This is a genomic window from Streptomyces sp. NPDC003248 (genome assembly GCF_055563235.1).
The window spans coordinates 1-14248 of sequence record NZ_JBVHDT010000006.1 but is presented as its reverse complement, the minus strand read 5'-3'; the positions used below and the strand labels follow the sequence as shown (position 1 = coordinate 14248).

The following is a 14248-nucleotide window of genomic DNA, read 5'->3' as shown; positions in this document are numbered from 1 at the left end:
GACGCACACCGCCCGTCGGCGGTCGCTCAGTCCTCCCCGTACCGGGGATCCACCGTCTCCGGGGTCAGCCCCAGCAGCTCCGCCACCTGCTCCACGACGATCTCGTGGACCAGCGCGGCCCGCTCGTCGCGCCCCTTGGTGCGGATCTCGACGGGCCGCCGGTAGACGACCACCCGCGCCCGGCGCCCCTCGCGCGCCGGGACCGTCCCGCCCAGCGGCACCGCCTCGTCGTTCCACGGGACCTCGGCCCCGTCCAGCCGGGGCACCTCCAGCACCAGGAAGTCGATGTCGGCGAGCTGCGGCCACCGCCGCTCCAGCCGCTCCACGGAGTCCTGCACCAGGTCCGCGAACAGGTCGGCGCGGCTCGCGGCCAACGGCACCTGAGGGGGCGCGATCGGCCCCCGCATGCCCCGGCCGTGGCGATCACGGCGGCGGGGCCCGGGGCCTGTGGCACGGGGCGGTACGGGGCTGTCCATCACTACCGAAGCGTAGTCCCCGCCGCGCCCGGCCGCCCGGCCCCACGCAGCACCCCGTACGCCGTCCGGCCGCCGCGCACGGCATGTCGCGGGATGACCTTTCCAGCCAAGCTCGGGCTCGATTCCGTATCTCTCCGGGACTGGCGAACTCGTGGCAATTGATGGTGTTTGTACCGGGCAGCGACTGAACCGGAGGGCCTTCCTTGCCGTGAGGACTGGCGTTCGCGCAGGTCAGCGAGGTATGACTGGAGTGGCCTGTGGGGCGTTTCACAACACGACACGGTGGAGTGACCTGGTGGAGAGTCGTCGCGGCCCGCTCAAGAGTGCGGTACCGTCCAACGTCGTGAGCCCTGTACGTCGCTGTTCGCGCACCGCCTGCGGCCGACCCGCCGTCGCGACGCTGACGTACGTCTACGCCGACTCGACCGCGGTCCTCGGCCCGCTCGCGACCTATGCCGAACCGCACTGCTACGACCTGTGCGCCGAGCACTCCGAGCGGCTCACCGCGCCGCGCGGCTGGGAGGTCGTCCGGCTCCTCGACGGTTCGGCTCCCGCGCGCCCCAGCGGCGACGATCTGGAAGCGCTTGCCAACGCCGTCCGCGAGGCGGCCCGCCCACAGGAGCGCGCCGCCGGAGCAGGCGGCGGGGGACGCGGAGCGGACCCGATGGAGGTCGCCCGCCGCGGCCATCTGCGCGTGCTGCGCTCCCCGGACAACTGACGGCCGTCCGCGCGTGCCGTGCCCCCTGGACACGTGACGGCCGCCGCACGCACTGACGCACACCCATTGACGCGCCGTCGGCGCGGACGCCACCCTTCCGTTCAGACGCAGAGCGAGAAATCGCTTTCCGCATGACGGAATCGGGGGCTCCCGTGTACGTCCAGGAACTGCAACCCGTCGCCGGCTCGCTCGGCCTGTCCGCCCTCGTGGCGGCCCTGCCCCTCGTCCTCGTCCTGATCCTGCTCGGCGGCGTCCGCATGAAGGCCCATCTGGCCGGTCCCGCGGGCCTTCTGACGGCCGTTCTGGTCGCCTGCCTCGCCTACGGCATGCCGGTCGGCCAGACGCTCTCCAGCGCCGCCCAGGGAGCCGCGTTCGGCCTCTTCCCCATCCTGTGGATCGTCGTCAACGCCCTGTGGGTTTACCGGATGACCGTCCGCACCCGGCACTTCGACGTCCTGCGCCGCTCGTTCGGCAGGCTCTCCGACGACCCGCGCATCCAGACCCTGGTCGTCGCCTTCTGCTTCGGCGCCCTGCTGGAGGCGCTCGCCGGATTCGGCGCCCCGGTCGCCATCTGCTCGGTCATGCTCGTCGCCCTCGGTTTCGACCCGGTCCGCGCGGCCGTGGTCTCCCTCGTCGCCAACACCGCGCCGGTCGCCTTCGGCGCCATGGGCACCCCGGTGGTGACCCTGGCCCAGGTCACCGGCCTGCCCCTGGACACCGTCGCCTCCGTGGTGGGCCGTCAGACACCGCTGCTCGCCCTCGTCGTGCCGCTCCTCCTGGTCGGCCTGGTCGACGGCCGGCGCGGCCTGCGCGAGACATGGCTGCCCGCCCTCGTGTGCGGCACCGCCTTCGCCGTCGCCCAGTTCGCCGCCTCCAACTACGTCTCCGCCCAGCTCGCCGACATCGGCGCCGCCCTCGCGGGCGCGGGCGCCCTGTCCGCCGTACCGCACGCGCGCGTGCCCGCACCCGCGGCGGTCCGCGCGTCCGTGCTGACGGGGACCCGCAGCGAGGAACTGGACGAGCGCGACCCCCGCCGGGAGGTCGTCCGCGCCTACGCCCCCTACGCGCTCATCGTCACGATCTTCTCCGTCGCACAGATCCCGGCCGTCAAGGACCGGCTCGCCCGGGCGACGCAGACGTACGACTGGCCGTTCCTCGACGTCGTGGACCCCGACGGCCGGCCCGTCGGCGCCAACCTCTTCACCTGGCCGGTCGTCTCCACGGGCGGCACGCTCGTCCTGCTCGCCGGCATCGGCACGGCGGCCGTTCTCGGCGTCCACGCGCGCGTGGCGGCCAAGGAGTGGGCCGCGACCGTGTACGAACTGCGGTTCGCGATCCTCACCGTGACGTCCGTCCTGGCCCTCGCCTACGTCATGAACCTGTCCGGGCACGCCGCGACGATCGGGCACTTCGTGGCGGCGGCCGGCGCCGGACTGGCCTTCCTGTCACCCGTCCTCGGCTGGTTCGGCGTCGCCGTCTCCGGCTCCGACACCTCCGCCAACGCGCTCTTCGGCGCCCTCCAGGTCACCGCCGCCCGCGAGTCGGGCCTCTCACCCGAACTCCTGGCCGCCGCCAACAGCTCCGGCGGCGTCCTCGGCAAGATGATCTCCCCGCAGAACCTCACCATCGCCTGCGCCGCCGTCGGCCTCGCCGGCCGCGAGGGCGACCTGCTGCGCAAGGTGCTGCCCTGGAGCCTCGGCCTGCTGCTGGTGATGTGCCTCGTCGTCGTCGGCCAGAGCGCGCCCGTACTGGACTGGATGCTTCCGTAGGCCCACCGTGACCTGCGACGGAGGTCCGCTCCGCCGCCAGGGGGGCCGTCCTCGTTACGTCTGTGGGTCGGACACGGCCGACCCACAGCGGGCTGTCGGTCGCTCCGGGTAGTTTGTGGTGACTCACAGGACTTTCAGGAAGGTTTGGCCGTGGCTGCTGATCTGTCGCAGATCGTGAAGGCGTACGACGTGCGCGGGCTGGTCCCGGACCAGTGGGACGAGTCCCTGGCCGAGCTGTTCGGGGCGGCCTTCGCCCGCGTGACCGGCGCCGGGGCCATCGTCGTCGGCCACGACATGCGGCCCTCGTCGCCCGGCCTGACCCGAGCCTTCGCCCGCGGCGCGGCGGCCCGCGGCGTCGACGTCACCGAGATCGGCCTGTGCTCCACGGACCAGCTGTACTACGCCTCCGGCGCGCTGAACCTCCCGGGCGCCATGTTCACCGCCTCCCACAACCCCGCCCAGTACAACGGCATCAAGCTGTGCCGCGCGGGCGCCGCCCCCGTCGGCCAGGACACGGGCCTGGCGGAGATCCGCGACCTGGTCGAGCAGTGGACGCGGTCGGGCGCCCCCGAACCGGCCCCGACCCCGGGAACCGTCACCCGGGCCGAGACGTTGGACGACTACGCGGCGCACCTGCGCTCCCTCGTCGACCTCACCGCCGTCCGCCCCCTGAAGGTCGTCGTCGACGCGGGCAACGGCATGGGCGGCCACACCGTCCCCACCGTCTTCGCCGGCCTGCCCCTGACGCTCGTCCCCCTCTACTTCGAACTCGACGGCACCTTCCCCAACCACGAGGCCAACCCCCTCGACCCGGCCAACCTCGTCGACCTGCAGAAGCGGGTCCGCGAGGAGGGCGCCGACCTCGGCCTCGCCTTCGACGGCGACGCCGACCGCTGCTTCGTCGTCGACGAACAGGGCGAGCCCGTCTCCCCGTCCGCGATCACCGCCCTCGTCGCCGCCCGCGAACTCGCCCGCCACGGCGGCCGGGGCACGGTCATCCACAACCTGATCACCTCCTGGACCGTCCCCGAAGTGGTCGAGGAGAACGGCGGCACCCCCGTCCGCACCCGTGTCGGGCACTCCTTCATCAAGGCCGAGATGGCCCGCACCGGCGCGATCTTCGGCGGCGAACACTCCGCCCACTACTACTTCAAGGACTTCTGGAACGCCGACACCGGCATGCTGGCCGCCCTCCACGTCCTCGCGGCCCTCGGCGGCCAGGACGCGCCCCTGTCCTCCCTGGTCGCCCAGTACGACCGCTACGCGGGCTCCGGCGAGATCAACTCCACCGTCGCCGACCAGGCCGCCAGCATCGCCGCGATCAAGGCCGCCTACGGCACCCGCGACGACGTCACCCTCGACGAACTCGACGGCCTCACCGTCTCCTCCGGACAGTGGTGGTTCAACGTCCGCCCCTCCAACACCGAGCCCCTCCTCCGCCTGAACGCGGAGGCCCGCGACGAGGCGACGATGAGGAAGATCCGCGACGAGGTGCTGGGGATCATCCGGGACTGAGGCGGCGGGAGCACGCGGTCGCCGCGGTCGCGACCGCCCGTCGCCGGTCACCGGCGGCGGACGCCGGGCGCTGAGGTGGCGGGAGCGCGCGGTCGCCGTGATCGCGGCCACCGGCCACCGGCGCACCGGCTACCGGTCGCCTGTCACCGGTCACTGGCGCCGCGCCGGCGGCGGACGCCGGGCGCTGAGGGTGGCGGGAGCGCGGTCGCCGTGATCGCGGCCACCGGCAGACCGGCAGACCGGCACACCCGGCACACCGGCCACCGGCCGCTGGGCGCCCATCGCCCGTCGCCGGTCACTGGGCGGCGGACGCCGGGCTCCAAGCTGGCCGCGGGCTCACGAGCGCTGAGGCGCCGACGGTGCCCGGGGACCGGGCCGGCCCAAGGCGCCCGCGGCCGAGCCGGCCCGGAACTCGCGGGCCGGGCCGGCCCGGAACGTGCCTGCTGGGTCACCCGTACGTCGAAGCGGCCTGAAACTCCCGGCCCGAGGCGCCCCCCCGGGCCCAAGCGGCCTCAAGCCCGTGCGGCCGAAACCGCCGGCACCACGTGCACGCCGGTGAGCCGAAGGCCCCCGCCCGCCCGACCACCCGGCACCCACCGGCGCCCAAGCGGCCGGAACCCCGCAGGAGCGGCCGGAGGCCTGCACAGGGCGTGTCGCGCGGCATGCGACCGGACGTGTCGCGCGGCATACGACGGGGTGCGTCACACGGCATGCGACCGGACGTGACGCGCGGCATGCGACAGGGCGTACCCCGCAGCACGCGACGGGCGTGTCACGCGCCACAACGGGCAAGGGAGCCAGGAGTGAAACCCTCCGCGACCACCCCGACACCCCACCCCCACCAGCGGTACGCTGACCAGGCACATCCGCACCTCCCACACCCGCCACCACGGCACCGACCCACCCGGAAGGACACCCCATGCCGCTCGAAGCCGGCCTCCTGGAGATCCTCGCCTGCCCGGCCTGCCACGCCCCCCTCGAGGAGCAGGACACCGAGCTGATCTGCACCGGACAGGACTGCGGCCTGGCCTACCCCGTCCGCGACGGCATCCCCGTCCTCCTCGTCGACGAGGCCCGCCGCCCCGCGTAACGACGCCCCCCACGCCCCCCGGCGCCCGCACACCGACGACGACCCGGCGATCGGAGAACTGACGCCATGCTCGACGAATCGCTGCTCGACACGCCGGAGGCCCTGGCCGAGGCAGACCACCGGGCCCTCCTGCGCGGAGCCGCCGAGGCCGGCGCCCGTGTCCGCACCGCCGCCCGGCACGCCATCGAGGCCGGCGTCCCCCGGCTCGAACCGGACGGCCGCCCGCGCGCGATCCTCATCGCCGGCCCCGGAGCGGCCGCCACCTGCGTCGCCGACCTCCTCGGCACCCTCGCCGGCGCCTCCTGCCCGGTCACCCGCCTCGCCCCCACCGGCGTGGCCCCCGCCGCGGGCGCCCTGCGCTGGGAACTCCCCGGCTGGGTCGGCTCCGTCGACCTCCTCCTCATCGCCACCCCCGACGGCACCGAACCCGGCCTCTCCCTCCTCGCCGAGCAGGCCTACCGGCGCGGCTGCACCGTCGCCGCCGTAGCACCCGCCCGCTCCCCGCTCACCGAGGCCGTGGCCGGCGCCCACGGCCTGTTCGTACCGCTGGCGACCGCGCCGTACGAACAGGACGAGCAGCCCCCCGTCGCCGCGTCCGCCCCCGGCGTCCTGTGGGCCCTGCTCACCCCGCTCCTCGCGCTCCTCGACCGGATCGCCCTGCTCTCCGCCCCGCCGGACGCCCTGGAGAAGGTCGCCGACCGCCTCGACCACATCGCCGAACGCTGCGGCCCCGCCATCGCGACCTACAGCAACCCCGCCAAGACGCTGGCCGCCGAACTCGCCGACGCCCTCCCCGTCATCTGGACCGAGGGCGACTCCGCCGGCCCCGCCGGCCGCCGCTTCGCCGCCGCGCTCGCCGAACTCTCCGGCCGCCCCGCCATCGTCGCCGAACTCCCCGAGGCCCTCGCCTCCCACAGCACCCTGCTCGCCGGCCCCCTCGCCGCCAGCGCCGACCCGGACGACTTCTTCCGCGACCGCGTCGAGGAACCACCCGCCCTCCACGCGCGCGTGGTGCTGCTGCGCGACCGCCCGATCGGCGGACTCACCGCCGCCCCCGCCGCCCGCGACCTCGCCCTCAGCCACGACACGCCGATCAGCGAACTCGAACCGGAGCCCGGCGACGAACTCGTCACCCTGGCCGAACTGATCGCCATCACGGATTTCGCCGCCGTTTACCTGGCGCTCGCCTCGAACGCCTGATCTGGCGACCGACCGACCGCACCCGGGCGACCGCCGTCGCGGGCCGCCGCAACGAGCACCGGCGCGCCGGCCCACACGACGGACGGACCGTCACAGCCGACCGCGGCAGCCACCCGCGCGGCAGCCGCGGCAGACCGACAGACAGGCAGGCAGAGACACCGCATGTACCGCCTCGACAACACCGTCCGCCCCTACGCCTGGGGTTCCCCCACCGCCATCCCGCACCTCCTCGGCGTCGAACCGACCGGCGAACCACAGGCCGAGATGTGGATGGGCGCCCACCCGGGCGCACCCTCCCGCACCGACCGGGGCACCCTCCTCGACGTCATCGAAGCCGACCCGCGCGCCGAACTCGGCACGGCGGCCGTCACCCGGTTCGGCCCCCGCCTCCCCTTCCTCCTCAAGATCCTCGCCGCCGGCGCCCCCCTCTCCCTCCAGGTCCACCCCGACCTCGCCCAGGCCCGCGCGGGCTACGAGGACGAGGAACGCCGGCACGTCCCCCTCGACGCCCCCCACCGCAACTACAAGGACGCCAACCACAAACCCGAACTCATCTGCGCCCTCACCGAGTTCGACGGCCTCTGCGGCTTCCGCGCCCCCACCCACGCCGCCGACCTCCTCGACGGCCTCGGCGTCGACTCCCTCAAGCCGTACGCCGACCTCCTGCGCGCCCGCCCCCGAGAGGCGGCCCTGCGCGAGGTCCTCACCGCGATCCTCACCGCCGACCCCGACGAGATGACCCGCACCGTCACCGCCGCCGCGGCCGCCTGCGACCGCCTCGGCGGCGACCACGCCCCCTACGCCGGCATCGCCCACCACCACCCCGGCGACCCCGGCGTCATCGCCGCCATGCTCCTCAACCACGTCCGCCTCCAGCCCGGCGAAGCCCTCTACCTCGGCGCCGGCGTCCCGCACGCCTACCTCAGCGGCCTCGGCGTCGAGATCATGGCCAACTCCGACAACGTCCTGCGCTGCGGCCTCACCCCCAAACACGTCGACGTCCCCGAACTCCTGCGCATCGTCCGCTTCGAGCCCGGCGACCCCCGCGTCCTGCGCCCCGAGGCCGGCCCGGACGGCGAAGAGGTCTACGACACCCCCATCGACGAGTTCCGCCTCTCCCGGTACGTCCTCCCCGAGGGCACCGCCCCCCACGACCTCACCCTCGCGACCCCGCAGATCCTCCTGTGCACCGCCGGTACCGTCCGCGCGGGCGACCACGACCTGACCCCCGGCCACTCCACCTTCGTCCCCGCGGGCGAAAAAGCCGAAGTGTCCGGACCCGGCACGGTCTTCCGCGCGACGGTCGTCGCCTGACGCATCCCGCCCGGCCCACCGGGCACACGCCTCACGGACCGGGCTGCAACAATGGCGCACCGCAAAGGACGGGCAAAGCCGACGACGGCACGAGCGCCCCCAGGACCACCCGAGGACGAAGGGACCACGCGAACACATGAGCGCGTCAGGCGGTACCAAGGCGATCGTGGCGGCACTCGCCGCCAACCTCGCGATCGCGGCATCGAAGTTCGTGGCGTTCGCCTTCAGCGGCTCGTCGTCGATGCTCGCCGAGGGCGTCCACTCGCTCGCCGACTCCGGCAACCAGGCCCTCCTCCTGGTCGGCGGCAAGAAGGCCCAGCGCGAGGCCACCCCCCAACACCCCTTCGGCTACGGCCGCGAACGCTACATCTACGCCTTCCTCGTCTCCATCGTCCTCTTCTCCGTCGGCGGCATGTTCGCCATCTACGAGGGCTACGAGAAGATCAACCACCCGCACGAGCTGGAGCACTGGTACTGGCCCGTCGGCGTCCTGGTCTTCGCGATCATCGCCGAGTCCTTCTCCTTCCGGACGGCCATCAAAGAGTCCGACCCGCTGCGCGGAGACCTCTCCTGGAAGGAGTTCGTACGCCGCGCCAAGGCGCCCGAACTCCCCGTCGTCCTCCTGGAGGACCTCGGCGCCCTCGTCGGCCTGATCCTCGCCCTGCTCGGCGTCGGCCTCACCCTCGTCACCGGCGACAGCGTCTGGGACGGCATCGGCACGGTCTGCATCGGCGTGCTGCTCGTCGTCATCGCCCTCGTCCTCGCCGCCGAGACCAAGTCCCTCCTCCTCGGCGAGTCCGCCGGCGTCGAGGACGTCCGCAAGATCGAGACCGCCATCGTCGACGGCGACACCGTCACCCGCGTCATCCACATGCGCACCCTCCACCTCGGCCCCGAGGAGCTCCTCGTCGCCGCCAAGATCGCCGTCCGGCACGACGACACCGCCACCGAGATCGCCACCGCCATCGACGCCGCCGAGACCCGTATCCGCGAGGCCGTCCCCATCGCCCGCGTCATCTACCTCGAACCCGACATCTACAGCGAGACCGAGGCCGCCAAGGGCGCCGACCCCGAAGCGACCCCGGGCGGCCCCAGCCACCCCCCGGCCGACCACTGACCGGACGGCCAACGACCGCCCGGCCACCCGACGGGGCCCGCCGACCACGGCGGGCCCCGCCGCGTCTCCCGCCCCCGCGACCGAGGTGATCCGCCGGAGGCGGACTGGGGCCTCACCGGGTCACCGTGTAGCTTGGAAGGGAGCCAGACGTCGCTGCTGATGGCGGTCGGGCGGTCCACGACGGACCGGCCGAGGGAGAGAGGGCCTCCGACGGACTGCGCCGCGCACACTGCGGGCACACCCCTGTCCCCGCAGGACACCCCTGTGTCCGCCGCCGCGCAGACCGGCCGTACCCACACCTCGCCCCAACCCCGAGGAGCAGCTCACCATGACGACTGTCGACAACCGACAGGACTTCAAGGTCGCCGACCTCTCCCTGGCCGAGTTCGGCCGCAAGGAGATCACCCTCGCCGAGCACGAGATGCCGGGCCTCATGGCGATCCGCAAGGAGTACGCCACCGCCCAGCCCCTCGCCGGCGCCCGCGTCACCGGCTCCCTGCACATGACCGTGCAGACCGCCGTCCTCATCGAGACCCTCGTCGCCCTCGGCGCCCAGGTCCGCTGGGCCTCCTGCAACATCTTCTCCACCCAGGACCACGCGGCCGCCGCCATCGCCGTCGGCCCGAACGGCACCGCGGACAACCCCCAGGGCGTCCCGGTCTTCGCCTGGAAGGGCGAAACCCTGGAGGAGTACTGGTGGTGCACCGAGCAGGCCCTCACCTGGCCGGACAGCCCCACCGGCGGCCCCAACATGATCCTCGACGACGGCGGTGACGCCACCCTCCTCGTCCACAAGGGCGTCGAGTACGAGAAGGCCGGCGGCAAGGTCCCCGCCGTCGACACCGCCGAGAACGAGGAGCACCGCGTCATCCTCGAACTCCTCCACCGCACCATCACCGAGGGCTCCCAGAAGTGGACCCAGCTCGCCTCGGAGATCCGCGGCGTCACCGAGGAGACCACCACCGGCGTCCACCGCCTGTACGAGATGCAGCGCGACGGCGTCCTCCTCTTCCCGGCGATCAACGTCAACGACGCCGTCACCAAGTCGAAGTTCGACAACAAGTACGGCTGCCGCCACTCCCTCATCGACGGCATCAACCGCGCCACCGACGTCCTCATCGGCGGCAAGACCGCCGTCGTCTGCGGCTACGGCGACGTCGGCAAGGGCTGCGCCGAGTCCCTGCGCGGCCAGGGCGCCCGCGTCATCGTCACCGAGATCGACCCCATCTGCGCCCTCCAGGCCGCGATGGACGGCTACCAGGTCACGACCCTCGACGAGGTCGTCGACAAGGCCGACATCTTCATCACCACGACCGGCAACAAGGACATCATCATGGCCTCGGACATGGCCAAGATGAAGCACCAGGCCATCGTCGGCAACATCGGCCACTTCGACAACGAGATCGACATGGCCGGCCTCGCCAAGGTCCCCGGCATCGTCAAGGACGAGGTCAAGCCGCAGGTCCACACCTGGACCTTCCCCGACGGCAAGGTGATCATCGTCCTGTCCGAGGGCCGCCTGCTGAACCTGGGCAACGCCACCGGCCACCCGTCCTTCGTGATGTCCAACTCCTTCGCGGACCAGACCCTGGCCCAGATCGAGCTGTTCACCAAGCCGAACGAGTACCCGACCGGCGTCTACACCCTGCCCAAGCACCTCGACGAGAAGGTCGCCCGCCTCCACCTGGACGCGCTCGGCGTCAAGCTCACCACGCTCCGCCCCGAGCAGGCCGCCTACATCGGCGTCGACGTCGAAGGCCCCTTCAAGCCGGACCACTACCGCTACTGAGTCCGCAGCCCCACCGCCGGGGAGCGCACCCGAGCACCGACGCGCCCCCGGCACCGGACAGATCCTCCGAGGCAGGCCCCCGCACCCCCGTGTCGGGGGCCTGCCCCTTCGGTCTCCGGCCGCACCGGCCGTCCCGTGCCGGCCACCTCGGCGAGGTGCCCGGCCCAGCCCATCACCCCCAGGACCCCGATGCCCCGCGGCCGCTATGCGCTCCACGACCCGCACGATCACACCCCCCTCGCCCACGAGCACTTCCAGTGCGCCCCCGGCCCCTCCGGCTGGCGCTACGTCTCCCGGCTGACCACCCCCACCGGCGATCACAGCGGCTCCGTCGACCTCACCCTCGACGACCTGGGCCGCCCTCTGCGACTCGAACTCCACGCGGGCGGCTGGCAGGTACGCGGCGCGGCCCTCGACGGCGTCACCTGGGTCCGCACCGACCCCACCGGCGCCCACGCCACGGAAGGCAACGTCCAGGCCCACGCCTTCACCGGCACCTCCCCCGCCTTCCTCGTCGCCACCGCCCGACTCCTGCGTCTCACCCTTCCCACCTCCGCAACCCGCGTCCGCCTCGTCGCCTTCACGGACCCGGTCCTCGCCCCGCGCACCGTGGACCAGTCCTGGGCCTTGGTCGACAGAGAAGCACACGCCACTGACAACGGCCCCCTGATCGTCGACGAATACCAGGTCACAGCCCTGGACACCGGGGAACAGCACACCGTCCACATCGCCGGGGACGTGGTCCTCGCGGCACCCGGAGTCGAACTGGAAGACCTCGCGTCACCCCCGTCGACCTTCCCCTGACCCCCACCGGGAAGGCACCTACGCGGGCGGCACGAACCCGGTCGCCGGACGCTCCACCGACGGCACCCCGCCCCCGGCCGACGCCGACCCGCCCCCCACCCCGGCCTCCGGCGCCGACGCGGCCTCCGGCGCCACCCAGCCACCACCATCAGGCACGGACGGCACCACACCCGGCCCGACACCACCCCCACTCCCACCCCTCCCGCCCCCGGACTCGTACACCCGCCGCGCCTCCCGCACCTGCCGCTCCCGCAGAACAGCCCCCAGATACGCGGCCGCCGGCACCCCCTGGGGAACCGGCACCCCCGTACGCGCCGCGAGATCCGCGGCCAGCCGCTCCGCCATCGCCCGGCCCACCTGCGCGTCCAACTGCTCCACCCGCCCCAGGTACTGCCGGACCGCCAGCCACAGACCGTCCGGCACCGCCGACAGATCGAGCCCGGCGAACCTCCCGGCCAGCCACGGCGGCGCAGGAGGCAGAAACCCGGTCCGCGCCACCGGCACCCGCTCCCGCACCACCAGCGTCCCGGCGAACACGTCCCCGAGCCGCCGCCCGCGCGCCGACACCAGCGAGGCGGCACAGGCCACCACCCCCGCCGTCAGCAGGATCTCCACCACCCCGAGCGCGCCCCGCACCAGCGCGTGCCGGAACCGGATCGGCCCGCCGTCGTCCCTCACCACCCGCAACCCGCACGCCAGCTTTCCCAAGGACCGCCCCCGACTCAGCGTCTCCACCGCGACCGGCCCACCCACCGGCACCAGCAGGAACACGGCGACCGACACCGCCGTCCGCGCGGCCTCGTCCAGGGACGCCGTAGCCGCCACCAGGGCGATGCTCATGACGACGTAGCCCACCACGGCCACGGTCAGATCCACCAACGCGGCCAACGACCTGCTGGGCAGCCTGGCAGGCTCCAGCTCCAGCGCCACCGCCTCGCCCGTCACCAGCTCACTCATGCCCGCCGCCCTTCCCGACCCGCCCCGACGACGGCCAGTCTGCCAAGCTGAGAACCCACCGCACCGCAGTACGACAAGCCGACGTACACGACCGGCCGCCCACGAAGCCGAGGAGCAGGGACACCGATGGACCTCGACGTCTTCGTCTCCGCGCACCGAGCCGAATGGGACCGCCTCGACGCCCTCCTGCGCCGGCGCCGCCTCACCGGCAGCGAGGCCGACGAACTCGTCACCCTCTACCAGCGCACGGCCACCCACCTCTCGCTGATCCGGTCCAGCGCCCCCGACCCACAGCTCACCGGCCGGCTCAGCCACCTGGTGGCCCGCGCGCGCAGCACGGTGACCGGCACCCGACAGGCCTCCTGGCGCGACGCCACGCGCTTCCTCACCCGGGGCTTCCCCGCCGCGGTGTACCGGACGCGCCACTGGTGGGTCCCGACCGCACTCGTCTCGACTGCCGTCGCCGCCCTACTGGGGTGGTGGATCGGCACGCACCCCGAAGTGCGGTCCTCCATAGCCGCCCCCGCCGCGCTGCGCGAGCTCACCCGGCCCGGTGGCCGGTACGAGACCTACTACTCCAGCCACCCGGCCACGTCCTTCGCCGCCCAGGTCTGGACGAACAACGCCCAGGCAGCCGCGATGTGCCTGGTCCTGGGCGTCTTCCTCGGCCTGCCGGTCCTGTGGATCCTCTTCCAGAACATGCTCAACCTCGGCATCGGCATCGGCCTGATGTCCTCGGCCGACCGACTCGACACCTTCCTCGGCCTCGTCCTCCCGCACGGCCTACTCGAACTCACCGCGGTCTGGGTCGCCGCCGGCACCGGACTGCGGCTCGGCTGGACCCTGATCGACCCCGGTCCCCGCACGCGACGCACCGCCCTGGCGGAGGAGGGCCGAGCCGCCGTGGCCATGGCCATCGGCCTCGCCCTGGTCCTCTTCGTCTCTGGTGCCATCGAAGGCTTCGTCACCCCCTCCGGCCTGCCCACCTGGACCCGCATCACCATCGGCACCACCGCCGAGCTGGCCTTCCTCGCCTACGTCTACGTCCTCGGCGCCAGGGCCGTCCGCGCCGGGGACACGGGCGACCTCGACCACGCCGAGCGCAGCGCGACGGCGCCGACGGCCGCGTGATGTGCGACGGGCCCTGTCGAGCTGCTAGTCTCCTCTTCGCCCCACAAGAGCCGTTGACACGGAGCGCGTGGGGAGGTAGATTCGAACAGTTGCCTGGACTGGACAGGGTCCGGTCGGCAGCGAGTTAGAATCTATAAGGCCTCTCGGAACACTTCTTCCACAGAAGCCACCCCCGATTAATCGGAAATGAATGGCCGGTCAGACCGGCTCAGAACTTCTGATAAAGTCGGAACCGCCGGAAAGGAAACCGCGAGAGCGGAAACCTGGAAAGCGCCGAGGAAATCGGATCGAGAAAAGATCTGATAGAGTCGGAAACGCAAGACCGAAGGGAAAAGCCCGGAGGAAAGCCTGAGAGAGTCTCTCGGGTG

12 protein-coding genes are annotated in these 14248 nt (G+C 72.9%); 10 read left to right on the top strand and 2 right to left on the bottom strand.

Annotated elements, in window-relative coordinates; translation table 11 throughout:
* Positions 1–26 precede the first annotated feature (26 nt).
* Positions 27–476, bottom strand: a complete 450-nt coding sequence (locus ACZ3KJ_RS16190; protein ID WP_401695142.1) for a metallopeptidase family protein — start codon at positions 474–476, stop codon at positions 27–29.
* A gap of 295 nt (positions 477–771) precedes the next feature.
* On the opposite strand from ACZ3KJ_RS16190, the gene ACZ3KJ_RS16185 reads away from it, so the two are divergent.
* From ACZ3KJ_RS16185 to ACZ3KJ_RS16145, 9 genes are all read left to right on the top strand, one after another.
* On the top strand, positions 772–1194 hold the full coding sequence (locus ACZ3KJ_RS16185) for a DUF3499 domain-containing protein (RefSeq protein ID WP_187826098.1): 423 nt from the start codon (positions 772–774) through the stop codon (positions 1192–1194).
* A 152-nt stretch (positions 1195–1346) separates the two neighbouring features.
* Positions 1347–2963, top strand: a complete 1617-nt coding sequence (locus tag ACZ3KJ_RS16180; protein WP_467528051.1) for an L-lactate permease — start codon at positions 1347–1349, stop codon at positions 2961–2963.
* 150 nt (positions 2964–3113) lie between these two features.
* The gene (locus ACZ3KJ_RS16175) at positions 3114–4478 is read left to right on the top strand and encodes a phosphomannomutase/phosphoglucomutase (protein ID WP_467527467.1); all 1365 of its coding nucleotides are present in this window, start codon (positions 3114–3116) and stop codon (positions 4476–4478) included.
* 919 nt (positions 4479–5397) lie between these two features.
* The gene (locus ACZ3KJ_RS16170) at positions 5398–5568 is read left to right on the top strand and encodes a Trm112 family protein (RefSeq protein ID WP_078936097.1); all 171 of its coding nucleotides are present in this window, start codon (positions 5398–5400) and stop codon (positions 5566–5568) included.
* 66 nt (positions 5569–5634) lie between these two features.
* A complete protein-coding gene (locus ACZ3KJ_RS16165) occupies positions 5635–6768 on the top strand; it encodes an SIS domain-containing protein (RefSeq protein ID WP_467527465.1) in 1134 nt (377 codons plus the stop codon).
* 162 nt (positions 6769–6930) lie between these two features.
* The gene (manA, locus tag ACZ3KJ_RS16160) at positions 6931–8082 is read left to right on the top strand and encodes a mannose-6-phosphate isomerase, class I (RefSeq protein WP_467527463.1); all 1152 of its coding nucleotides are present in this window, start codon (positions 6931–6933) and stop codon (positions 8080–8082) included.
* A gap of 136 nt (positions 8083–8218) precedes the next feature.
* Positions 8219–9199: a cation diffusion facilitator family transporter gene (locus ACZ3KJ_RS16155; RefSeq protein ID WP_467527461.1), complete on the top strand. Its 981-nt coding sequence runs from the start codon at positions 8219–8221 to the stop codon at positions 9197–9199.
* Positions 9200–9527: 328 nt separating this feature from the next.
* On the top strand, positions 9528–10988 hold the full coding sequence (ahcY, locus tag ACZ3KJ_RS16150) for an adenosylhomocysteinase (protein ID WP_467527459.1): 1461 nt from the start codon (positions 9528–9530) through the stop codon (positions 10986–10988).
* A 189-nt stretch (positions 10989–11177) separates the two neighbouring features.
* The gene (locus ACZ3KJ_RS16145; protein ID WP_467527457.1) at positions 11178–11792 is read left to right on the top strand and encodes a hypothetical protein; all 615 of its coding nucleotides are present in this window, start codon (positions 11178–11180) and stop codon (positions 11790–11792) included.
* Between the two features lie 18 nt (positions 11793–11810).
* Here the strand turns inward: ACZ3KJ_RS16145 and ACZ3KJ_RS16140 are convergent, their stop codons facing one another.
* Positions 11811–12749 carry an RDD family protein gene (locus ACZ3KJ_RS16140; RefSeq protein ID WP_467527455.1) on the bottom strand — a complete coding sequence of 313 codons (939 nt, stop codon included), beginning with the start codon at positions 12747–12749 and terminating at the stop codon, positions 11811–11813.
* A gap of 126 nt (positions 12750–12875) precedes the next feature.
* Here ACZ3KJ_RS16140 and ACZ3KJ_RS16135 point away from each other — a divergent pair, with 126 nt between their 5' ends.
* Positions 12876–13880, top strand: a complete 1005-nt coding sequence (locus tag ACZ3KJ_RS16135) for a stage II sporulation protein M (protein WP_467527454.1) — start codon at positions 12876–12878, stop codon at positions 13878–13880.
* Positions 13881–14248: the final 368 nt, after the last annotated feature.

What these genes read in the sequence shown, in the direction of transcription:
- ACZ3KJ_RS16190 (WP_401695142.1), bottom strand. Translation starts at nt 476, where the DNA reads ATGGACAGCCCCGTACCGCCCCGTGCCACAGGCCCCGGGCCCCGCCGC.
- ACZ3KJ_RS16170 (WP_078936097.1), top strand. Translation starts at nt 5,398, where the DNA reads ATGCCGCTCGAAGCCGGCCTCCTGGAGATCCTCGCCTGCCCGGCCTGC.
- ACZ3KJ_RS16165 (WP_467527465.1), top strand. Translation starts at nt 5,635, where the DNA reads ATGCTCGACGAATCGCTGCTCGACACGCCGGAGGCCCTGGCCGAGGCA.
- manA (WP_467527463.1), top strand. Translation starts at nt 6,931, where the DNA reads ATGTACCGCCTCGACAACACCGTCCGCCCCTACGCCTGGGGTTCCCCC.
- ACZ3KJ_RS16155 (WP_467527461.1), top strand. Translation starts at nt 8,219, where the DNA reads ATGAGCGCGTCAGGCGGTACCAAGGCGATCGTGGCGGCACTCGCCGCC.
- ahcY (WP_467527459.1), top strand. Translation starts at nt 9,528, where the DNA reads ATGACGACTGTCGACAACCGACAGGACTTCAAGGTCGCCGACCTCTCC.
- ACZ3KJ_RS16145 (WP_467527457.1), top strand. Translation starts at nt 11,178, where the DNA reads ATGCCCCGCGGCCGCTATGCGCTCCACGACCCGCACGATCACACCCCC.
- ACZ3KJ_RS16140 (WP_467527455.1), bottom strand. Translation starts at nt 12,749, where the DNA reads ATGAGTGAGCTGGTGACGGGCGAGGCGGTGGCGCTGGAGCTGGAGCCT.
- ACZ3KJ_RS16135 (WP_467527454.1), top strand. Translation starts at nt 12,876, where the DNA reads ATGGACCTCGACGTCTTCGTCTCCGCGCACCGAGCCGAATGGGACCGC.